This window comes from Runella zeae DSM 19591 (assembly GCF_000423565.1).
In the GTDB taxonomy this organism is placed as follows: Bacteria; Bacteroidota; Bacteroidia; order Cytophagales; family Spirosomataceae; genus Runella; species Runella zeae.
Map to the genome: position 1 here is coordinate 45,333 of NZ_AUIF01000036.1, position 22,674 is coordinate 68,006.

The 22,674-nt window shown below is 42.9% G+C and carries 14 protein-coding genes; 10 read left to right on the top strand and 4 right to left on the bottom strand.

All coding sequences use genetic code 11. The features are described from left to right. Nucleotides 1-6 precede the first annotated feature (6 nt). Nucleotides 7-1,413, bottom strand: coding sequence for an OprD family outer membrane porin (locus G563_RS0110715; protein WP_028665316.1), 1,407 nt, complete (start codon nucleotides 1,411-1,413; stop codon nucleotides 7-9). A 197-nt stretch (nucleotides 1,414-1,610) separates the two neighbouring features. Between G563_RS0110715 and G563_RS0110720 the strand changes: the two genes are divergently transcribed. The 6 genes from G563_RS0110720 to G563_RS0110745 all read left to right on the top strand — a co-directional run bounded on the left by G563_RS0110720 (nucleotide 1,611) and on the right by G563_RS0110745 (nucleotide 13,585). Beyond that, nucleotides 1,611-5,021, top strand: coding sequence for an RHS repeat-associated core domain-containing protein (locus tag G563_RS0110720; protein ID WP_169579744.1), 3,411 nt, complete (start codon nucleotides 1,611-1,613; stop codon nucleotides 5,019-5,021). A 1-nt stretch (nucleotide 5,022) separates the two neighbouring features. Continuing rightward, nucleotides 5,023-5,472, top strand: coding sequence for a hypothetical protein (locus G563_RS0110725; RefSeq protein WP_028665318.1), 450 nt, complete (start codon nucleotides 5,023-5,025; stop codon nucleotides 5,470-5,472). 268 nt (nucleotides 5,473-5,740) lie between these two features. Beyond that, the gene (locus G563_RS0110730; protein WP_028665319.1) at nucleotides 5,741-9,118 is read left to right on the top strand and encodes a hypothetical protein; all 3,378 of its coding nucleotides are present in this window, start codon (nucleotides 5,741-5,743) and stop codon (nucleotides 9,116-9,118) included. A gap of 4 nt (nucleotides 9,119-9,122) precedes the next feature. After that, on the top strand, nucleotides 9,123-10,643 hold the full coding sequence (locus tag G563_RS34355) for a leucine-rich repeat domain-containing protein (protein WP_169579745.1): 1,521 nt from the start codon (nucleotides 9,123-9,125) through the stop codon (nucleotides 10,641-10,643). A 29-nt stretch (nucleotides 10,644-10,672) separates the two neighbouring features. Next, nucleotides 10,673-11,776: a hypothetical protein gene (locus G563_RS0110740; protein WP_028665320.1), complete on the top strand. Its 1,104-nt coding sequence runs from the start codon at nucleotides 10,673-10,675 to the stop codon at nucleotides 11,774-11,776. Between the two features lie 45 nt (nucleotides 11,777-11,821). Next, entirely contained in the window at nucleotides 11,822-13,585 is a 1,764-nt protein-coding gene (locus tag G563_RS0110745; protein WP_028665321.1) for a hypothetical protein, read from the top strand. Nucleotides 13,586-13,953: 368 nt separating this feature from the next. Here G563_RS0110745 and G563_RS0110755 read toward each other — a convergent pair whose 3' ends face one another. Further along, nucleotides 13,954-14,823 (bottom strand): sterol desaturase family protein, encoded by an 870-nt coding sequence (locus G563_RS0110755; RefSeq protein ID WP_028665323.1) that lies wholly within the window; start codon nucleotides 14,821-14,823, stop codon nucleotides 13,954-13,956. Between the two features lie 202 nt (nucleotides 14,824-15,025). Here G563_RS0110755 and G563_RS0110760 point away from each other — a divergent pair, with 202 nt between their 5' ends. Then, entirely contained in the window at nucleotides 15,026-15,343 is a 318-nt protein-coding gene (locus tag G563_RS0110760) for a hypothetical protein (protein WP_028665324.1), read from the top strand. A gap of 338 nt (nucleotides 15,344-15,681) precedes the next feature. On the opposite strand, the gene deoC is transcribed toward G563_RS0110760, so the two are convergent. Further along, on the bottom strand, nucleotides 15,682-16,443 hold the full coding sequence (gene deoC, locus G563_RS0110765; RefSeq protein WP_028665325.1) for a deoxyribose-phosphate aldolase: 762 nt from the start codon (nucleotides 16,441-16,443) through the stop codon (nucleotides 15,682-15,684). Between the two features lie 8 nt (nucleotides 16,444-16,451). After that, entirely contained in the window at nucleotides 16,452-17,168 is a 717-nt protein-coding gene (locus G563_RS0110770) for a GntR family transcriptional regulator (protein WP_063828403.1), read from the bottom strand. A 136-nt stretch (nucleotides 17,169-17,304) separates the two neighbouring features. Here G563_RS0110770 and G563_RS0110775 point away from each other — a divergent pair, with 136 nt between their 5' ends. From G563_RS0110775 to G563_RS0110785, 3 genes are all read left to right on the top strand, one after another. Continuing rightward, nucleotides 17,305-17,892: an RNA polymerase sigma factor gene (locus G563_RS0110775; protein ID WP_028665327.1), complete on the top strand. Its 588-nt coding sequence runs from the start codon at nucleotides 17,305-17,307 to the stop codon at nucleotides 17,890-17,892. Nucleotides 17,893-17,982: 90 nt separating this feature from the next. Beyond that, nucleotides 17,983-19,089, top strand: a complete 1,107-nt coding sequence (locus tag G563_RS0110780) for a FecR family protein (protein WP_028665328.1) — start codon at nucleotides 17,983-17,985, stop codon at nucleotides 19,087-19,089. A 203-nt stretch (nucleotides 19,090-19,292) separates the two neighbouring features. Beyond that, complete coding sequence (locus tag G563_RS0110785) at nucleotides 19,293-22,667, top strand: TonB-dependent receptor (RefSeq protein WP_051210900.1); 3,375 nt, start codon at nucleotides 19,293-19,295, stop codon at nucleotides 22,665-22,667. Nucleotides 22,668-22,674 lie beyond the last annotated feature (7 nt).

The window sequence follows — 22,674 nt, forward strand, 5'->3', positions numbered from 1 at the left end:
TGGGTGTCAATAATGATAATTGACGATGAAGTTGATATGGGTCATATTTACTTTATTAAAAACATAACGGTCGTTGTTGTAGGTTTCTCCTATTTTATCTTTTCTGACCATCAACAAAAGTACATTCAGACCTTTCAGATAATTGTCAAACTGATAAGTAAGGCCAAGGTTGATTTGTGAATAACTGGGCATTCCGTATTTGTTTAAAGCTGCATTTTTGACATCTGCCAACTGAAAATAACCGCCACTCGCTTCGATTTTAAGTTTTTGATGAGGCTTAAAAAAAGTATTGATCGTAGTGGCGGTTAAGTCACCCATTCCTTCGGTGCGTTCTCTTGGCAAAAAAGTATAAAAAGGCTCACGTCCCCACTCTCGGGGCATGAGGTAGCGCCCTTCGGAGGTAATTCGGGTAGCATTAAAAAACCACTCAAATTTAGCACTTTGTTGCCCTAGACGTACAGAAGCTACGGTAGCACGATTGTGGGGAAGATTGTAAGTAAGAAGTGCCTCTGGATTTCCGCCATTTCCTACTGTAAATTGTCGTATCACTTGAGTGCCTATCATCCAGTTTTTGCCCAAATGTGAAGGAGATTTCCATTCAATTTTTGAGAATATCGTATGATGGATATTTTCCGTATATTGATTCCACAGCTGTATATTCCAGTGTTTGAGCTGATAAGAAGCTCCCAAAATCCCAATAAACTTTGAGGAAGTATTGTTTTTATACTGCGAAGGTTTTCCATCTACGCCTATCCCAACGGGATAAACGCCCATGCTTTCGCCAATATCCATCCACCTTACGGTAGAGCGTGGAGAAATTTGCCAGGTGTATTCGGCATGAATAGAAAAGTTTTTCAGTTCATTCAGTTTAAGCACCGCTCCTTCTACAAGCGTCGGGCGCATTCGCCCATCTTGAGGATTGATGAAGGGTGTTTGGGGAATTTGCCGCCCAAGGGTTAAACTTGATTTTTTTCCAAAATGATATTTTATAAATAATTCTTCTAGTCGGTCGAGGTCTTCGTGGTCGTGAGGGCGCTCAATGTCAAAAAGCCCAATTTCATAGCGATTAGATTGCCCTGTGCGTTCGTCAGGCTTGGACAAATCAGAGGAAGCAATATTAAACATAAAAAAACCACTCAAGCCCAATTGAAAATGTTTTAAAATCATAGGCGTTTGATACCCAATCCCTGCCCCTAGCCCATATGCATAATAATCCGTGAGGTTTTTCTGGTTGAGCGTGGCCGAAAAATAGGAGCGTGCATGTCCATAAAATCGCCCTTTTTCCAAAAAATGATTGAGCGTGTTGGTATCTTTTACCGATTCCAAGTGCGAATGAATGCCTTGCGAATAAGCAGCGTTTTTGAAAGCTATATATAAGAAGAGGGTGGTAAGTAGAAGCCTTAAATTTTGCATTGGTTTTTAAAAGTTTTATGCAAAAGTAGATTCCCACTTAGAAGCTATCAGTGATAATTGTTACGTTACAAAAAAAACAAAGAGCAGTAATCTTTAGAGAAAAACAGAGGCGAATACAAACCGTACTTATCATAAGTCCCATTTTGGGACTTATGATAAAAATAGATACTTGCAGTTGTGTAAGTTGTTGATTTTAAGTGAATAATAAGGAATGGAGTCTGCTTTTTATGAAAGGGCATTACGAATCATGGCATTCAATTCATCGCTTGTTTCTTCACCCTGTCAGCTGCTACGACGACCGTGGACGCGTCATCCAAAAACTCATCCCTGGCGCGGGTTGGACGTTCATGGTTTACAACAAACTCGACCAAGTCACCCTTACCCAAAACGAACGCCAACGCGCTCAAAATAAGTGGACTTTCAACAAATACGATGCTTTTGGGCGAACCGTATTGACCGGCGAATTGACCAATAGCAGTAGCCGCAGCACTTTACAAAGTAGTTTCGATGGCCACAGTACTCAGTACGAAAATCGCTCAGGGGCGCAGTTTGGCTATACCAACCTAAGTTTTCCCTTTACGACCGCCGATGCCGACGTGAATGTGGTGCAATACTACGACGATTATGCTTGGAGTCCACCCGCAAGTTTTGCGAGTACTGACGCGTTGGGCATTCAGCATACCGACGTAAAAGGAATGGCTACGGGTACCAAAACCCGCATCTTGGGGTCTAGTGACTGGCTCGAAACGGTTCATTATTACGATATTAGAGGGCGGGTGATCCAAGCCCACGAAAAAAATCAGTTTGGATTGCTAAACCGCACCGATACGCAGTACAATTTCGCGGGCGATGTGCTCAAAACCAAAACGACTCACAACGCCTCCGGTAGCCTCGCTACGACGTTGACTACCCGCTATGAGTACGATGGCATGGGTCGTAAAATCAAAACCTATCACCAAATCAACAACGAAACCGAGCGCGAACTAGCCCGCTTTGAGTACGACCCCGTGGGGCGTATGGTTCGGAAAGACTGGCAAAAACTTGAAAGTGGGGGCTATGGGTCAGTGGCGACAACTCCCGATAGCATCACGCGCAATACCTCCCTTAGCACAACCGTCTATGACAAAGCTCAGATCCAAATCACCTTAGAGACGGGTTTTGGATTGGGGCCGGGAGGCGAATACACGGGTGAGATTTTTGGGGAAGGGAGCGGGCCTACTTTTGCCGACTTGCAAAAAATCGACTACCACTATCACCTACGGGGGTGGCTGACGGGTGTCAACTTGGACTCCCAAGGCAATCCTGCGGTGGATGAAGACGAAAACGATTTGTTTTCGATGAGCCTCAGTTATGAGACCGACGGGCAGTACAACGGCAACATCGGCAAGCAACGCTGGCGTAGCTACCAAGCCAAAGACCTGACGCGCCAATACGCCTATGCCTACGACCCTGCCGACCGCCTCACGGGAGCGGCCTATAGTGGGGGCAATAGCGGCGAAAACTACAGCCTCTCCAACCTGAGCTATACCAAAAATGGCAATATCACGGGCCTGACGCGCCAAGGCATGACAGCGGGCACGCCTACTGCCCCTACGAGTTTTGGTAATGTGGATGTGCTGACGTATAGCTACGAAGGTAACCGCCTGAAAGCCGTAGAGGATGGTGTTACGGCAAGTTTGCCGGCAGAAATCCACGATTTTAAGAATGCCGCCACCCAAACCACCGAATATACCTACTACAACGACGGTAGCCTGCAAAGCGACCTCAACAAGGGCATTACGAGCATCAGTTACAATTACCTCGGCTTGCCTGAGCAGATATGGGTAGGTAGCAGTGGCGACTATATCAAAAACACCTACGATGGCAGTGGCCGCAAGCTACGCAAAGAAGTACACCAAAGCAGCGGGAGTAGCTATACCCACTACGAAGGGGCGATAGTTTACAGTGGTGCGGCGGCCACTCCTCAGTTGGATTTTATCACCCACGACGAAGGAAGAGCCTTGAATCCCACGTTGTTGGGAGGTAGTAGCGGCGACGGCTTTGCTTACGAATACCACTACCGCGACCACCTAGGCAACCTACGCGTAGCCGTGCGACAGCAAGCGGCCACCACTACTTCTTCGGCCACGATGGAGGTAAGCGAGGCGGCCCACGAAGAGCGTGCTTTTAGCCGTATCTCCGACACCCGCACGGGGGGAATTGCTTACGAAGGCAATTACTCAGCCGAATTGCGGGGCGAAACCGGCCCTAGCAAAACCTTTGGGGTGATAGCGGGCGAAAAAATAACGGCCCGGGTGTATGGGTATGTGGAAGAAAAACGCCCCGAGAAAAAACGCCGCCTGATTCCGTTGCCAATTGTAGGAACGGAGCGTTTGCAGACCGAACGCCACAGCACGCGCGATTGGGTATTGAAAGGTGGGGTGCTTGTACCGGTTACTACGCACAAGAATGCCAAAGGAGAAGAACGCCTGCCCAAGGCCTATTTACAATTGGTGGTATTGGACTCGGCCAACAGACCGCTACACATCGAAAAAAGATATTTGGATAGTGCCGCCGTGGGTGGTTGGCAAGAGCTAAAAATTGATTATCTTGCCAAACAAAACGCGACTTTACAAGTAAGCCTCGTCAACAGTACCGAGCATACCTCAGCGTTCTTTGATAACTTATCAATTACCAACGACCCTCCTGCCATTGTACAGGAAAACCACTATGACCCTTGGGGTTGGAATTTGGTGGGTATTGAGGTGCAGGGTGATGCTGAGCACAAGTGGCAGTACCTTGACCGTGAAAAGATTGAGGATTTAGGGCTTGAATGGTACGACCTCAAAGCCCGTGGTTATGAGAGTGTGTTGGGAAGGTTTCATAGTGTGGATCCTCTGCCAGATGCTCAAGGGCAGGAAAGTTTAAGTACTTATCAGTATGGGTGGAATAATCCTGTAAGGCTTAGTGACCCTAATGGAAACTGTCAAGGTTGCCCAGAAGAGAATGGCCAAATAGGTATGATGATAGGGGCAGCTGTGATGAGTGTCAAAAACTCAATTATGACTCTTGCCTATAATGCAGGTGATGCGTTGGGTATTACACCTACTGCCAAAGGTATGAAGTGGGAAGCCGTTGAAAGGAGAGTAGGCGATAAGTACGAAACTGTGATGGAGCAAGTACCGCGGCAAGGCTTTTGGCAAGATGCAGGGGGACACTTACTAGATGGAATTAATGCCGTAGCCGCTGTATCACCCGCCAGTGGAACAACCACAGGGCTATTGGCTAAAACAGTACCAAATGCCGTAGTAACAAGCTCGGCGAAAGGAGGAATTTATGCTTTAAAAGATGGACAAACCGTGGTAAGAACAGGTAGGACAAAGGATTTGGCACGACGTGAGATAGAACACGCTAAGGACCCTGTACTTAGTAAATATAAGTTTGAAGAAAAATATCGAACAGATAACTATGCTGAACAGAGGGGCTTAGAACATAAGGTTTCAAAGCAATATGAATCAACAGCTTCAAAAGCCAATGGCGGACATAATAAGATAGAAGCCATCAGGGACAAAAACCCAAATAAACCAATATACCTTCAAGCAGCAGACAATTACCTAAAAAGGCAGTAAAATGGAAAAGAAAAAAATAAAATATTCAGAAGGAGATTTATTTATCATTAAAACCGAAAATCATACTAAATTTCTGGGCTTAATAGTAAGACGTAAAGGGCGCACAAAATTGTTGTTTGGCTATTTTTGGCAATTGAATTTCGATGTTGATGACAACCTTGTTTTAAATAAAAATAAAGCAATTACAGCAACTAAATTTAGCGGTTTAGGTTTTGAATTAAGTAATTGGAAAATTTTGGGTAAATATTCAAATTGGAATAAAAGTGATTGGGGAATGCCAGAGTTTAGAAAATATGACGTCCTAACAAATAAATATTACTCTGTACTTTACAATGATGATTTAGAGTATGTTTCTGAGAGACAAATTGATGAAAAAGAAGCCAAAAATCTTTATGATCATGGTAGTCATGGTTATATATCTCTTGAAAACTATTTACAAAGAAGCTCATAACCAAAAGAATTCCCTTGATTGGGGCTTCTTTATTGAGCAATAGCCCAATTTTGTTTTCTACGCCCTTTAGCAGATACTGTATAATGGGCATCAAGCAAACTTTTTGTAATCAGGTTTATTCCTAGTTCATCATCTCAAAAGAAAACTCTGCCCATTTTTCAAGGTATGAGATCGCTTTTGAGAATAAACTCCAACCCCTATCTCAATATTTTCCAATACTCTTTTCACACTATAGTTTATAAATAGACAAAAGTAAACAACAACTCTGATGATTAACAAATGGCTTTTTAGCTCCATACTCTGGTGGTGTGGAACAGGGGTACTTTGTGCCCAATCGGACTTCGTACCCAAGGTCATACCACAATCTCCCAACGCCGCTGCCATTGGTAAATACGGCGATGTGCCTATTACTTTGAATACGGGTCAAATCAATCCTTCTATCCCTTTGTATGAAATCAAACTCAATGATTTCTCTTTTCCTATATCATTATCCTATGCTAGTTCGGGTCTCAAAACCAACGAAACCCCTAGCTGGACGGGCTTAGGGTGGACATTGTCGGCTACGGGAGTTATCAATCGACAGCTGCGGGGACTCCCGGATGAAACCACTCATGGATTCAATGGACTACATCCCACCGCAAGCACGGTCAAATCAATCGCCAATGGAGGATACTCCCCTACAGGAATGTACAGTGGACTAACATTTTTGCAGTTTCAAGCTAAGATTGCCGCTGATAATGAATATGATTCAGAGCCAGATATGTTTGTATTAAGTTGTGCTGGAATAGGTGGTAAGTTTTTCTTTGACCAGACCCAAGCTGGAACAAGTCTCAAAAGTCCCGTCTGGATTCCGTATCAAGGTATAAAATTAGAAGCAGAATTTAATTTCAATGCCAGCGACCCTACCACGGTTTATAACTTAAACAATACCCAAGGTAGAATTGACACCATCAGAGTTGTAGATACCAAAGGCATCAAATATATCTTTGCCTACAAAGAACGTGGGTACGATGATGATGAAGCAAGTTTTGGCAAACGTCACGTAAATGCTTGGTATCTGACCAAAATCATAACCCCCAATGGTCATACTATAGATTTTACCTATAAAATAAGGCGCGTCGATATGCCTCCTACTCTTTCAGAGCAAAGATACAATATGCTTGCTGTCGCTACTGATGTAATTGTTTATAATCCTGGTCCTTCTTCGCCACAAGTATATAAAATCAACGAAGTGATTTTAGAAAAAATCACAATCAATAACGGAGAAGGTGGCGAGATTCTTTTTGTAGAAGAAACTAATGATAGGAGCGACTGGACGTTTGGGAGCGAAAAAGCCAAAGCTCTTTCAGAAGTAATTGTCAAAAACCAAAACGGCGATACTATCAAAAGTTTTAAATTTACCTACGCAGAGAGTGTAAATCGCTTGTTGCTACGTTCAGTACAAGAAAAAAACGGAACAGATGAACTTCCCCCTCATGAGTTTGAATATGTTCAAGAAGGCAGCATTCCTCCTTTACCCAATTTGAGTAGTAACTTGTCAGTATTATACAATCAAGACCATTGGGGGTATTACAATACTAACAATACCTCTTCTCTCTTGCCCACGGTCTCTTATATCAACAACTTGAGCGGAGGCACCGACATCGCAATCCTTGCCACCAATAGAGACCCCGATGCCTCAAAATCAGTAATAGGACAGCTTTCAAAAATTACGTATCCTACTCAAGGAATGACTCAGTTTGAATGGGAGGGCAACACTTATCAAGAAGATGCCAATCTCCCTAAACGATACACTTCTTGTAGCGGTACCATGCAAGCTATTTCCACTCTTAGTTTAAGTGGTAGTGGAAGCAGTGTAGATCCTGTATCAGTAGCGGATACTTTTGTCGTAACTCAGTATAATTTCTGCTCTGAAATTTATCATTCGGTTCATTTCCAAAACAATGATGATGTTATCAATGCTGACATCATTTTGACAGATATATATGGAAATATTATGTATAAAAACACGTGGGAGCGAATCCGACCCACGACTTTACCAGAAGCGGGTGAAACCAAAACACAGACTAGCAAACTACTTTTACCAGCCGGAACCTATATTCTGAAAATAGTGATGACTGCCGAAGGTAGGTTCAACGCGGCAGGCCTCATAGCGGATGCAACGGTTGAATTTCGGAAAATTGTTCCCCCTTCAGGTAGTAATTTTATTACTAAAAATGCGGGAGGTGTGAGAATTGCGAAAATAAAAGATTGTGTCTCCTCATCGGGCTGCAACGTAAAAGAATACAAATACAATACACCTGACCAACCGACTCTTTCCAGCGGAGTGCTTGATACCTCTCCCATATACGATTATGCGATGCAAATATCACTTCCAATCACTGGGGGGGGCTGTGTTTTCAATATTCCTCATTTAGCCTTTACATCCCAAAGTCACTTACCTATATCGACCACTTTGGGTAACCACATGTCTTATCGGTATGTAAAAGTAATTGAAACGGACGAAACAAATCCGTCTTCTAACAACGGCTATACCATCAATACATACAATACAAGTAGCGAATTTTCTGACCTTGGAGATGAAGAATTTCCTTTTCCTCCTAAAACTTCATTAGAATGGAAAAGAGGTAATTTAGCCAAAAGTAAATCATATAATTCATCAAACTCTTCCGTCAAAGAAACCACCAACATATATGCCGCAGAGCTGGATTCATCTAATCATTATAGTGAATTTACAGGCCTCAAGTTTGGATTATCTCAATTGATTACTTGTTCTGTCAGTGGGAATACTAGAAGCTATTTATACGCTGCCTATGTGATGGCCTCAGGATTCAACTATTTAGCTTCTACAATCGATACGCTTAAATTTTCTGGAGGAGAGGTGGTAACCCGTACCAATTATGAGTATAGTAATTGGTCCCATTTCCAACCCACCGCTACCGAAACGGTCGATAGTCAGCAAAAAACCATCAGAACCGAAATGAAGTATGCAGGAGACTTACTAACGGACTTAGATTTAGGAAGTTCGGCAACAGTTCTCAATGCAAAAAATATGATTTCAATTCCATTACATCAGACTACAAAAGTAGACAATTCCATTACCAAAATTCAAAAGACCTATTATTCGTCCTTTCCTTTAGTGAGTAAAATTGAGGTGTTTGAGGGGAACTCTACTAATCCTCAAACAATTTCATTGACAGATTATGACAACAGAGGTAACCTACTCTCTTTTAATCAGAATTTGGTGGGTCCTTATACTTCCTATCTTTGGGCTTATAAAAAGCTACTGCCAATTGCTGAAATAAAAAATGCTACTAAAAGTCAAGTGGAGTCCGCACTCTCTGCTATTTCAGTAGGCGGTGTAGCTATGGATTTTGATAAAGTAGGTGCCATTACAAACGAGGCTGACCTGTTGTATATTATTAATCAACTTAGGAGTCAGTTGCCCAACGCTCTTGTCACGGGTTTAACCTATACCCATCTAGTAGGGACAAAGAATTTGATTAGCCCAGCCAATCAAACCACTAAGTTTGAATATGATGCCTTGGGACGCCTCAAAACTACACATACCCAAAATGGTGCGAATGTTGTCACGGACATGCAACCTGTCCAGCAATATCAATATCATTATAAAACCAATGAATAATCTTATGAAATTGTACATCACTAGTATTATTTTGGTACTGAGTTTGGGTGGTTTTCTAAAAGCCCAATTACCTCAGCAAGAAGGTCACTTCACCGACCTCAAAACAGCCCTAAAACACCCCAAAGAAGTCAAAAAGTTGGTGTTGAGCGAGGCAAAAGGGTTGGAACGCAAACTCCATAAGTTCAAGAATTTGGAAGTGTTGGAAGTAGAAGGCACCTCCCTACAAAGCCTGCCCGCTAACATTGGCAAACTAAAAAAACTCAAGGAACTTCGCCTTGCCAATAATCAATTGACGGACTTACCGGCTACTTTGGCCAATCTTCCTCAATTGGAAGTACTAAACCTAGCCAACAACCGCCTCAAAGAAATTCCCCAAAATCTACAGCAGCTTCCTACCCTCAAAAACCTTCAACTCAGGGGCAATCAGCTCAAAGGAATACTTTTAAGACCAGAGGATTTGCAACATACCCCACTCTATACTTCCCTTACGGAGGCATTGAAAGAACCCGAAAAAGTGTTGCGGCTATCGCTCAACAATCTTCAAGAACTCCCCGAATCAATCGGTCAATTCAAAAACTTGCAGTCTCTCAATCTCAACAATGGTTACTTAAGCCAATTGCCCGAAAGCATCAATCAGCTAGGTCAGCTGCAAGAATTGAGTTTGGTCAACAATCGCCTCACGGAATTGCCCTCATCACTGACCGATTTAAAAAACCTACAATCCCTCAATCTCAGCGCCAATCCACTTGCCAAACTGCCTGAAAACCTAGGGAAGCTTACACAACTCAAACAACTGACCGCCCTGCAGTGTCGTCTCACGGATTTGCCGTCTTCTGTCGGGGATTTGAAAATGTTGGAGCAGTTGCATTTGTCTGGCAATCGCTTCCAATCCTTGCATGAATCCATTGGCTCCTTGTCAAACCTAAAACTACTAGACTTATCCCAAAACCCGTTGCAATCTTTGCCCCAAACCGTGGGTAACTTAGGTAATCTCAAACAGCTCAATTTGTCCCAAAATCAGTTGCTGAAACTGCCCGAAAACATCGGTAGCTTGAAAGAATTAAAGCTCCTGAATCTTAATCAAAATCAGTTAGATGCACTTCCAAAATCGTTAGGGGATTTAAAATTATTAGAAAACTTGCAATTGAATGGCAATACGCTCAAGGCATTGCCTGAGTCGATTGGGAAGTTAGCTAAACTCAAAAACCTAGACCTCAACTTTAACCAATTACAACAACTCCCCGCTGGCATTGGAGAATTGGGTAGCCTCAAAAACCTCCAATTGCTTGGCAATCAACTCAAAACGCTTCCTGCGCAAATAGGCCAATTAAAAAACCTTAGCTCGCTGTCGTTAGACAAAAACCCCATCCAATCGCTGCCAGATTTGTCTAAGCTAAAGCAGTTAAGTCACCTTAGTTTTGATTTCAAACAATTGCCCGTAGCAGAAGTCGAAAAACTCAAAAATAGTCTATTGCAAACCTCCGTTTCACCTTTACAGGTCCGACAGTTGGATTTCCTTAAATGAAATGAAGGTATCAACTTAATGTAAGAATCATGAAAACCAGCATTTTACTTTTACTTTTAGGCTGCGGTTATTTATCGGCCATTGCCCAACGCTACCCCAATGATTCAATCGTGGAAGTGCGGCTGTTGACCAGCGGAAACGTTACTTTTGCGGGTGCCAATAGCGTCACCGCCGTTAAGGGAGCCCTCAGCAATCGCCAAAACAAAGCCGATTCACTCATCAAACGACGCAACGAAACGGCCAATAACAAGGTCACGGTCTTTACCAAAAAAGAAGATGAAGGCAAATCCCACGGCAATGTGACCTTACCCGTTCCCCCCAATTACAAACTCAACTTCCTGACCTCAACGGGCGATGTTACTTTGATTGATGTCAATGCCAACGTGATTGGAAGAGCCGAAAAAGGCAATCTCTCGGTCGTGCGTTCCTCGGGCAGAATGGAGCTCAAAACCGACACTCACAACATCACCGTCACCGACTCGGAGGCCAGCGGTTTTGTGATGACCAAAACGGGTACCGTTACCCTGCAAGACGTGGGCAGGGATTTGGTAGGAATCAGCCAAGAAGGCAAGGTTATCTATAAAACCACCACCAATTACTTCAAAACCCGCCGCTATGCCTCTTTTGACTTGAGTTTTGAAAAAGCCGAAGTAGAAGTAGCCAATGCCCCCGAGGGAGGTACTTTCACGGCTGTCAAAGGGAACATTGTCGTCAAAAATGCGGGAAAAAATGTACACCTCAAAACCACCGAAGGAAGCCTCAGCGTAGCTCCTGCCAGCATGGGCGTAAGGGCTCAAAATCGCCTAGGGGGTGTGGTGGTACAAATGGCCGTCAACTCCACCTCTCTGGAACCCGTCGTGATTGAAGCCCAAGAAGGCAATGTCGATTTGTATGTGCCGCTGAATTTTGCGGGGGATTTTGTGATTACCTTGGTTCAAAACAAAAACTTCAACATTCTCAATCGGGTCAATAGTTTTTTAGACCTTGGCTCCATAAAAGCCGAAGAAGTGGTCGATACCGAAAGCAAACGCCTCATGAGCCGCCACACGCAGATTTCAAGGGTGATTCGCAACGGCAAGCGTCCAGTCAGAATCAGGGTCGTCAATGGCAACGTCAATATCATTCGGATATAGACAAAGTATATACAGCATCGTTAGTTATTCAAAACTATTCAAGTAATGAAAAAGATTATTTTTTACTTCCTTTTCCTGCTTCCTTTGGTGGGATATACCCAAACCTACTGGACGGGAGCCGTTGACACGGATTGGAACACGGCGGGCAACTGGAGTTCGGGGGTTCCCAATTCATCTACGGCGGCCGTGGTATCTAGTTGCAGTACCTGCCCAGTACTTACTTCCAATGTAGTCACGGGAGGTTTGACGGTAGATAGCGGAGGGAACCTTGATATCGGAACTTATACCGTGACCGTCTACGGACTGTATTGGATGAACTGGGGCAATCTGACTTCCAACGGTGGGGTGATTGATGCGAGTCGCACGGGAAATGTACAAAACAGTCAGTTTTATGGCAACCTCACGCTGCGTATCAATTCGGCGGGTACCAACAACTACCTCGGCGGCATGGGGGGCAATAATACCTATCACAACGATTTTACGCTAGAAGCCCACACGGGCGACTGGACTACTTTTGAGATAGGTCGGGGGTTGGTGGATACATACAAGGGCAAAGCAATCATCAGCAATGTAGGCAAAGGTTGGTTGGTAGTGGTCGATGCCAACAATTCCTACAATTCACCCACGGTTTTTGAAGATGATGTGGAGTTTCGCAACGTCCACGCCGACGAGGGACACCTGCAAATCTGTCTCAATGGGGGCAAAATCCGCTGCCTTAAGAAGGCTCGTTTTTTTGACAACACCAACAGCTTCAATTCTTACATTTGGCTGGGCAATGCTCAATTTGATGACGAAACCGAAGTGGACACCCGCAAAGCACACATTTCGCTGGGGGGCTGTTTGTACAAAGAAGATTTTATTCTTAAAAACCGAGAGGGCGCTTTGGTAGAATTAACTTGGAGTAATTTTGAAGAAGCGGTTGATTTTGTGATTCCGCCTTCGGTTCCTTTTTTATACGGGGATTTACGGATGAGTTATTCGTCTTTCTATGGCAATGCCAGTTCCACTCCGCTCAATATCCAACTAGGTTCTACCTCCACGCCCACTTCTTATCGACCCAATACCTTGATAAAACTAGCTTATATGTGGTCCATCAATCGAGAATTTAATATCCAAGCTGATTACATTCATTATCAAAATTCGACCTTCCACAAGGCCACTACCATGAAACGAATTGGTCTGACGGGTACCCCTCCTAGTGGTTACATTGGCGGAGGGGTATGTCCAGGTTTCTCTCGTTTTGAGGGAACAATCAAATTCGACAACGAATTTGGAGACCATTGGGTATTAGGAGGTTATGGGCCAGATGTTTTCAAATCAGATGCGGAGTTTATCCAAGGTAATAATCCATGGGGGGCACTTAGGGCTTCCTACTCAGGGTCAACTACCTACGAAGGCAACATCAGGATGTCGACGCATCCTGCTAGCTACAATGGGATTGTATGGGGAGAAAACACTGGTTTTTCAACGTTGGTATCGGGCAAAACAGTCTCAGTCGACCAATTTGGTTATGGTTTGTTGACCTTAGCGCGTTTCACACAGCTAGGTGCGACGACTCCACAAACGATTAATATGGGGACGGGGGCAGTACAATTTTATGAATCTAAATTTGAAAGCCCACTGCAAGTGACCACGAGTCGGATCGGAATCGGAAAATCTACTTTTTTTGATGCTAGTTTTACCAAAACAGGAAGTGGTGCGGATGGATGCGAAGGTCAAAATACTTTCAAAAAGAAAGTCCATATCAAAAATCAATCGACGGGCAGTATTGTTTTTTACAATCAAAACAGCAAAGTAAACGCGCCTTAGATGGTGGTAAATGGAGGCTTTGACAAACGCAGATTATTGGCTATATGCCCCCCTTTTTCGGTGAAAATCTGCGCTTGTATTATTCAGCGCACTTCTGCGGGTAAAAAACAAAACTTTTTTCGTTTTGGTAAATTTATGGATATACCGCCTGTGGATAGATTCTGCCCCATTTCTCTTTCAAAACAGGCAATATTGGTCGGTTGTACTGCTTAATTCTCTTATTGAGAGATTGAAGCCATGAAGTTCCGCGACCCACGGGGAAAATTGTATATTTGAGTACTTTAAGCTCAATAAACGGTTTTTTTGCTTTTTTTGTGAAGCTACAAACACCGCTCTTAGCAGCACTCAAGGGGTGTTGAAGGTAGTTTTCATTTTTTTGACCAAGGATAAGTGATTTGTTTCCAGAATGTTTTGGGAAATTTGGCTAACCCCGGAAACCCAAGCTTTATATCACTGCGCTCTTGGGGAACGTGCGCATGACCAAACAAATAATCCCAAATACTGAGCGTAATCCCAAAATTAATCCCATAACTCCCTTTAGGAATTTCTTCGGCATGATGCCAAAGATGCATCTGAGGACTATTGAGGAGGTATTTGAGTGGCCCTAATGGCAAATAGATATTGGCGTGGTTGAGGTGGCCGATAGCAAGCGTAAAAATATGGACAATGAAAAAATCATCAATTCCAAAACCAATCATGGCCAAGGGAATATATTCGATAGTGCGATAGATTACGTTTTCCATCCAATGATATCGCAAATGAGCCGCAAAGCCCATTTCTTCTACGCTGTGGTGTACCTTGTGAAATTCCCACATCCACGGCACTCGATGAAGTAAACGGTGAACATTCCACTGCACAAAATCCCGAACCACGAAGAGCGTCAGCAATTGCGCCCATTTAGGGAGCGCTGCTACGTTGATAGCCACCAGATTTTTTATACCAAAAAGCCCAAGAAAATCATTAAAAGCTTGTACCGCTACGTTGGAGAGAGCATTGTATGCCACCAAAGAAAACAGAAAAAAATTGAAGAACATGTAAAACACGTCCAACCAAAAATCGTGTCGAAGGGTGGCTTGATTTTTGCGCCAAGGGAAAGCAATTTCGAGCCCCCATACTAAAAGTGAAAGCCCAACAAGCCAATAAAAGTAATTGTGCCAAGAGGGATGGATAATTTCATTGAGGAGGTAATTGAAATAACCTGAGTAACCTCCTACAAGTGCATCAATGTATTTTTGCATATTTTAAACTCTAATTTAGGGTATGCTCGATTGAAACAAAGTTCGGTGATATTGAGATAGAGAGAAGTGATATTTGTTACAAATCGTTTAAGGTTTTTGTTGTTAATAGTAATTGGTTGTTATAACGTTTTTATTGCGTTTAAAATTTGCACTTTTTAAAAATAATCTTTAATATTGCTATCATAAAAAAACATCTATCACAATGCCTAAATTAGACCGCGCTGATTTTAAATACAATGCCAAAGTTTTTGAGAAAACGTGTCTTTGGTGTGGTACTATTTTTTTTGCCAGTCGCTCCACCGCTAAGTATTGCTCAGGCACTTGCCGAGGATATGCCAACCAAGCCAAACAAGCCGAAGAGGCTGTTCCATACGATGAAACTGAAAAGATGATTTCGGCTTTACTTTCAGAAAATGCCTACCTCAAAGGACAAATACAGCGCTATGTGATTGAAAGTCAGATTTTAAGAGAAGAATTGGCGGCGTTGAAAGCAACTCAACAATCACTCTCTGAAGATTGAGAATTTGAGCCATTCCGAATAAGGAATAGTCATTGTAGCTATCCTTTTACGAATATCAGTCGCTTCTCTCTTGAATCATGCGTATGTTTGACTTCTCCGCAGTCCTTGGTGGGAATCTGAAAACTTCATTCTACAAAAGCTAAGCTTCTTCGAAGCCATTTTTTCATAACAGCATTCTAACTCGGAGAGGCTCAAAGTTTGCGGTTAACAAATTCTCAAAAAAAATAAACGACTTCGGAGAAGTCAAACATAAACCTTTTGGCCAGCAATTTTTGAGCTTCTATTTGGTATTTAGGTGTTACATCCTCAAATATTTGGAATAACTCAAATTCTTAATGTTAGTAGCCTTTGCTTTCTTTGACCTCGGGCAAAGGTGCTGTCACTACGCCAAAGCGCCGATAAGCATCTTCCATAATCACCGCCGTGGCACTCGCCCCCAAACGTTCCACACCCATTTCTTTTACTTTCAGTAGTCCATCAAGCGTACGAATCCCCCCGGCCGCTTTCACCAAAACACCTTCTCCTACGTGGTCGAGCATGAGTTGTAAATCGGATAGCGTAGCCCCTTCATAGCTATACTTACCGTCAGAGCCCTTTACAAAACCATAACCCGTAGAGGTCTTCACAAACTCCGCCTTGGCGTCGGTGCAGATTTTACAGAGTTGGGTTTTAAACTCATCTTCGGGCAAAAAATCATTCTCAAAAATCACCTTTAAAATAGCCCCGTGTTTGACGCACGCCGCTTTTACGGCTACGATTTCCTCCCGTACATACTCCCAATCTTTAGATAAAACTTTCCCGATATTGACAACCATATCTATTTCGACTGCGCCATCTATGCACGCTTGCTCAGTCTCGGCTACTTTTATTTCCCGGCTGCTACTACCGTGCGGAAACCCCACTACTGTCCCCACCAATACATCGGAGCCTTTTAGGATGTCGGTAGCCATTTTGACGGCATAAGGTTTGATGCAAACGGAAGCTACATCATACTTGAGCGCCAATTCACATCCTTCTCTTAGCTCATCATCTGTCAGCGTAGGATGAAGTAATGAATGGTCTATCATTTTGGCAATACTCTTGATCAAAGTCGTGTTCATTTTGTATTTTAGTTTAAAACGTTGCTAATGGAATAATGATCGGTATAGCAATACAATTTGCTATACACAAACAGCCCTGCTTGATTCGTAATATATTTTCTTTCAATGGCCAAAATAGGACTCCCCAGGGGGCATTTTAGTAAGTTTGATTGTATGGTTTCGGCTTGTATTGCCCGTAAACATTGCTCTAGATTTCGCATATCGACATTATACTTCACACTCAAAGTTTTGAACAAAGAACCATCTAGCAACTCACTTGACAGCAAAGACTCAAAACCTTCGATTGGTAAATAAGTGTACTCAAGCATCACAGGGACATCATTGGCACATCGTAGTCTTTTGAGCGTAAAATATTCTCCCCTTTCGGCCCTCGAAATACTTTCAAATACACCCTGTGGCCAAGGCAAAATAGCGGGTGGCTCTACCACCAAAGTTCTGACTTCGTGGTCGGCACTACCTACTACTTCCGAAAACCCCTTGAAAGACAGCAAGCCCAATGATTGTCGTTCTGACTTTACAAAACTTCCTTTGCCATGTTTGCGCTCGATAAATCCCTCTTTTACAAGCTCATTTAAGGCCTGCCTTACGGTCATACGACTTGTATCAAATTGCATACACAAATCGTTTTCGGACGGAATAAGGCTTCCTGTTGGATAAATCCCTTCTTGAATCTGTTTTTTTACAAATTCTGAAATGATACTATAATGAGGTTTTGGGTTTGTCATGCCCAAAAATAGTAAATTCATCTTGTATAGACAAGTACTTGTCTATACAAGAATCAAAAGCAGATTATGTAAATTAAATCTCCATAAAGTATTATTTTCTCTAAATTTGTTGAAATATCCCTAAAAAACATTTAGAGTGAAATCAAACTTTGAAACCGACGAGCGCCTTTGGCAAGCTACTAGACTTGGTAGCGAACTTGCCTTTGAAGCGCTTTATCGTCGTTATTTTCAAATTTTGGTAAGCTATGGCAAACGCATTCATCCCAATGAAGAAATGGTGAATGATGCCATTCAGGATTTATTTATTGATATTTGGCGCACCCGTCTCTCCCTAGGACAAGCTCAATCGGTAAAATTTTACCTCATGAGCTCTCTACGCCGTCGCATTTTACGTGCGCTCAAGGCTGATTTATCTTCCTTAGAAGAATGGGAAGAGCTTCCCGAGCAAATTTTGCCTGTGGAAGATTCACCCGAAACGCTTTTTGCAGCAGAAGAAGAAAATGCGCTTCAAAATGAAAAATTGAACAAATGGCTCGAACAACTTCCGCCGCGTCAATATGAAGCATTGTTGCTACGCTACTTCCACAATTTTGAGTATGCAGAAATCGCGGGTATTTTAAATATCAAAGAACAAACCGCTCGTAACCTTGTTCAGAAAGCGCTTTTTATTCTTCGAAAACTTGCCATTGTGCTGATAATCATCATTTTAGAATTTATTTTTTAAAATTTTAAAAAATAAATCTCTTTTAGAAGGTTGAAATCTGCGCTTTTCGGCTCTCTACTAAAAAAGAGCACGAATTGTATATCAATCAGCATGAACTATCCACACCACTCTGCGAGCGATTTTATGGAAGATACTCATTTTCGTCAATGGGTATATGAACCAGATGCCGACTCCGATTCTTTTTGGGAAGAATACCAACAAAAATATCCCGAAAAGAAACAGGAGTTGGCTATTGCTCGTCAGCTTTTGTTGAACCTCCAACAACAAGTCCAAAGTGGTTTTTCGACGAACGCGGCAGAAGATGCCGTTTTTCAAAATATTCAACAAGAAATAGAATCAAAACCTACCGTTTCTGCGCAGCTATTCCCTCATTGGGTACGGTGGGCAGCCGCGGCGGCGGTGGTTTTGTTGGGTATGACGTGGATATTTTGGAGTCAAAAACCCACTCATTACTTAAGTTATGAAATAAATCGTCAACAGTCCAAAAACGCTCTGGTCGAAAAAACAAATCATACGTCTAAGCCTTTTGTGGTAAGCCTAGCCGACGGAAGTTCTGTTTTGCTTTCTCCCCAAAGTAAAATTAGCTATTCCGAAGATTTTGATGCCGGAGACAAAAGAGAGGTTTTCTTGAGCGGCGAAGCATTTTTTGAAGTGGCCAAAAACGCCCAAAAACCTTTTTATGTATACGCAAATGAGTTAGTTACCAAGGTGTTGGGGACTAGTTTCAACGTTAGGGCTTTTTCAGAAGACAAAAATGTGGTAGTAAAAGTACGCACAGGACGCGTAGCCGTAGCCGTAGCCGACAAAATAGCCGACAAACAAAAGATAACCGTGCGGGAGCTAGATGGTATCGTGCTACTTCCAAACCAGCAAGCCGTGCTATCGCGGGATGAGTTCAGACTTGTAAAATCTCTGGTCGAAAATCCCAGCTTACTCAGCTCCAATACTCCTATTCCTATTTCTCATTCTTTTGAGTTTGAATCGGCGCGGGCTAGTGATGTTTTTAAGGCAGTAGAAGAAGCCTACGGTATTGATATCGTATTTGATGAGGAAGCATTTGCTAATTGCTTGTTTACAGCCAATCTCACCGACGAACCACTTTACGAAAAACTCAACATTATCTGTAAAAGTATCGAAGCGAGTTATCAGATTTTGGATGCTCAAATCATCATTTCGGGTAAAGGTTGTCATTTATAATCTAACTTTCTTAAACCCTCAAACCTTTTATGATCTAAATAAGTACTTGATTTTCAAATCTTAAAAAAAGAAGTCGGCAATGCACCACCATCACCGACTTCAAAAATCCCCTTTACTTGACTGACATCATTAGCATCTGCCAAAAGCAGATGACAGGGGGGAGTTTTGCCAAATGATTAATTCAACAAAAACATTTCAAAACTATGAAAAAAACTAACGCTACCCAGTATTGGCTAGTTAAAATCATGCAATGGTCTTTTTTACATCTCTGTATAGCTATCATTTTTGCAAATGTTTCTTTTGCAATCGATGTAGCAGCACAGGAACTGCTTGACCGCCGAATCTCCCTACAAGCCGTCAACCAGAAGATTAATGTGGTGCTGACCGAAATTGAAAAAAATGCGGATGTTCGGTTTTCTTACAGTCCCAATTTGATTCAAGCATCGCGCAAAATCACTTTGAATGTTTCGAACGAAAAACTTTCAAACGTACTCGAAAAACTACTTTCTCCCTACGGACTAAGATATGAAATCGTAGGGCAGCAAATCATACTTCAAAGGGAATCCTCTAAAAACCAGAGCGTTTTGCCCGAGGCACCTCTAGTTTTACCCCAAAATCTCCCCATTGAAATTAGTGTTGCGGGCACCGTAACCGACGAAAGCGGTGCAGGACTACCGGGCGTAAGCATTCTCTTGAAAGGCACGCAAAAAGGTACTACTACCGATCCAAACGGTAAATACAAAATAGAAGTCCCTGACAAAAATGCCATCCTTGTTTTTTCGTTTGTGGGCTATCTTCCTCAAGAAGTAACCGTGGGGAACCAAAGCCAAATCAATGTCAATCTCAATGTCGATACCAAAGCATTGGAAGAAGTAGTAGTGGTAGGCTATGGCACCCAGAAAAAAAGTGATTTGACGGGGTCGGTGTCGTCCGTAAATGCCAAAGATTTTACGCAAGGGGTTAACAATTCAGCCTTACAACTTTTGAATGGACGCGCCGCCGGGGTTCAAATCAGCCAAAGTAGCTCAGCACCGGGCGGAGGCACGAGTATCCGAATCAGAGGGGCGGGGTCTATCAATAGCAGCAACGAAGCCCTCATTGTTATCGATGGTTTGCCTGGTGCGACCACTACCTCTATTAGCCCCGAAGATATCGAATCTATCCAAATCCTAAAAGATGCTTCTGCTGCGGCTATTTATGGGTCAAGGGCTGCCAATGGTGTGGTACTTATCACAACCAAAAAAGGAAAAAGTGGCAAACCCACCATGAATTATAGCACTTATGTAGGAGTACAAAGTGTAGCAAAGAAAATAGATTTGTTGAGTGCGCCTCAATACATGAAAGTCCTCAATGATATTTCTGCCGAATCTGGGGCAGCCCCCAAATTTACGCAGGCGCAAATCGACGCCGTAGGAGCTGGTACCGACTGGCAAGATGCTATTTTTCAAAACGCCTTGGCTCAAAACCACCAACTTTCGTTTGCGGGTGGCTCTGACAATTCACGTTATTATGTCGGAATCAACTACTTAGATCAAAATGGTGTAGTAATAGGCTCCAATCTAAAAAAATACAATATCCGACTTAATTATGAGATAAACCCTCTCAACAACCTCAAAATCGCTCTTAATCTCAATACCAATCGGGCTATCACAAAAACCATTCTGACGACCAATGCAGGCAATGAAAACGCGGGGCCTATCAACGCCGCTTTGCAATTTGACCCGACGATTTCGACCGAAAAAAACGAAAATGGGATGTATAATATCAATCCCCTCATTGCACTAGAAAATCCACTTGCGTTGGTGTATGGCGTCAATCAAAAACAACTTGATAACCGTACCTTTGGGGTACTCTCAGCCGATTACACTTTACTTAAAGGTTGGACCGCGACTTTGCGATTTGGGGGCGACATTCAAAACTCACGCGACGACAGCTACATCAGTCGCTTGACCCAACGGGGCTTATCGTCTGGCGGAATTGGAAGCATTTCATCGGGAGAAAACCTACATTGGTTGGCCGAATTTTTTACTTCTTATAACAAAACCTTAGCCCAAGACCATCAAATTTCGGCCATGCTAGGTGCTACACTCGAAAAATTTGATGTACTCAGCGTGGGGGCCTCGTCGCGGGGTTTTTTGTCAGATGCTACCCTTACAGACCTTCTCCAAAGCGGTGATGCTGATAGAGGCGACAACGTGAGCAGTGGACGTTTTGTCAATAAATTGAATTCTTATTTAGGACGTTTAAACTATACTTTCAAAGAAAAATACCTTTTGACTGCCTCCGTCAGAACCGACGGTACGTCGCGTTTTTCTCAACAGCAGAAATACGCCATTTTTCCTTCCTTTGCCTTGGGATGGCGATTGTCAGAAGAGCCTTTCATGAAATCTTTGGATTTGTTTAGTGATTTGAAATTAAGGGCAAGTTATGGGCAAAGCGGCAATCAGGCCATTAGCAATTTCGAAACCCTACAAACCTTTATTGCAGGCGGTAGAGCCGTATTTGGGGATGGACTAGTACAGGGTGTAGAGCCAGCCCGCATTCCCAATCCAGATTTGCGCTGGGAAACCACCGAAGAGTTTGACTTAGGCGTGGATTTTAGCTTGCTAAATGGCCGTGTCAGCGGTTCGGTAGAATATTACCGCAAAAAGACCCGTGACCAACTTTTTAACAAACCCCTTCCTACTACTTCGGGTTTTGGCAGTATTAGGGTCAATTTTGGTGAAGTTCTCAACAAAGGTTTCGATTTTACCCTTCAGACTTACAACCTCGTAAACAAATTTAAGTGGAATAGTAACCTTACTTTATCTACCCTCAAAAATGAAGTTACGGAGCTTCCTGATTTTATTCCTCAAGTAATCACGGGAAGTGTGGGATATACGGCCAACTATGCCATCGTAAAAGTGGGAGCACCTATGCGCGCTTACTATGGATATGAAGTAGATGGTATTTTTCAAACCACTGACCAAATCGCCAATTCGGCACAGCCCAACGCCAAACCTGGCCACCCTCGTTTTGTAGATTTGAATAAAGATGGCAAAATCGACCCTAATGACCGAACTATTTTGGGGAGTCCTTTTCCCAATTTAATGGCGGGATTAAACAACAATTTTTCCTACAAAGGATTCAATTTGAATGTGTTGTTGACCGCAGTAAGCGGTATCAAATCGCTCGACAACAATATCGTAGAATCGCTGTATCCTGTCAATTTTGAACGCAATCGTATTGCTGCTCACTATCTTGACCGCTGGACCCCATCCAATCCTAATGCCAAATATCCTTCTGGTATCAATCCAAGTTCGTATGGTGGAGCATTGGCCGTCAATAGTCTTACCGTGACAGATGCTTCTTTTGTACGCCTCAAAAACGTCACGCTTGCCTATGATTTTACGCTTTCCAAAAAGAAGCCTTTCCGCTCTGTTTCGGTGTATGTAGGTGCGGATAATTTGTGGACTCTGACTTCTTTTCAGGGTTTTGACCCCGATGCCAATGCCTCTGGAACGGGCATAGAAAGAGCAAGTTATAACAGCTATCCTCTCAACAGAACCATTCGTCTGGGTGCAAACATAGGCTTTTAATCTTAAA

Coding starts and splice junctions, on each gene's coding strand:
- G563_RS0110715 (WP_028665316.1), bottom strand. CDS start 1,413: ATGCAAAATTTAAGGCTTCTACTTACCACCCTCTTCTTATATATAGCT.
- G563_RS0110725 (WP_028665318.1), top strand. CDS start 5,023: ATGGAAAAGAAAAAAATAAAATATTCAGAAGGAGATTTATTTATCATT.
- G563_RS0110730 (WP_028665319.1), top strand. CDS start 5,741: ATGATTAACAAATGGCTTTTTAGCTCCATACTCTGGTGGTGTGGAACA.
- G563_RS34355 (WP_169579745.1), top strand. CDS start 9,123: ATGAAATTGTACATCACTAGTATTATTTTGGTACTGAGTTTGGGTGGT.
- G563_RS0110740 (WP_028665320.1), top strand. CDS start 10,673: ATGAAAACCAGCATTTTACTTTTACTTTTAGGCTGCGGTTATTTATCG.
- G563_RS0110745 (WP_028665321.1), top strand. CDS start 11,822: ATGAAAAAGATTATTTTTTACTTCCTTTTCCTGCTTCCTTTGGTGGGA.
- G563_RS0110755 (WP_028665323.1), bottom strand. CDS start 14,823: ATGCAAAAATACATTGATGCACTTGTAGGAGGTTACTCAGGTTATTTC.
- G563_RS0110760 (WP_028665324.1), top strand. CDS start 15,026: ATGCCTAAATTAGACCGCGCTGATTTTAAATACAATGCCAAAGTTTTT.
- deoC (WP_028665325.1), bottom strand. CDS start 16,443: ATGAACACGACTTTGATCAAGAGTATTGCCAAAATGATAGACCATTCA.
- G563_RS0110770 (WP_063828403.1), bottom strand. CDS start 17,168: ATGACAAACCCAAAACCTCATTATAGTATCATTTCAGAATTTGTAAAA.
- G563_RS0110780 (WP_028665328.1), top strand. CDS start 17,983: ATGAACTATCCACACCACTCTGCGAGCGATTTTATGGAAGATACTCAT.
- G563_RS0110785 (WP_051210900.1), top strand. CDS start 19,293: ATGAAAAAAACTAACGCTACCCAGTATTGGCTAGTTAAAATCATGCAA.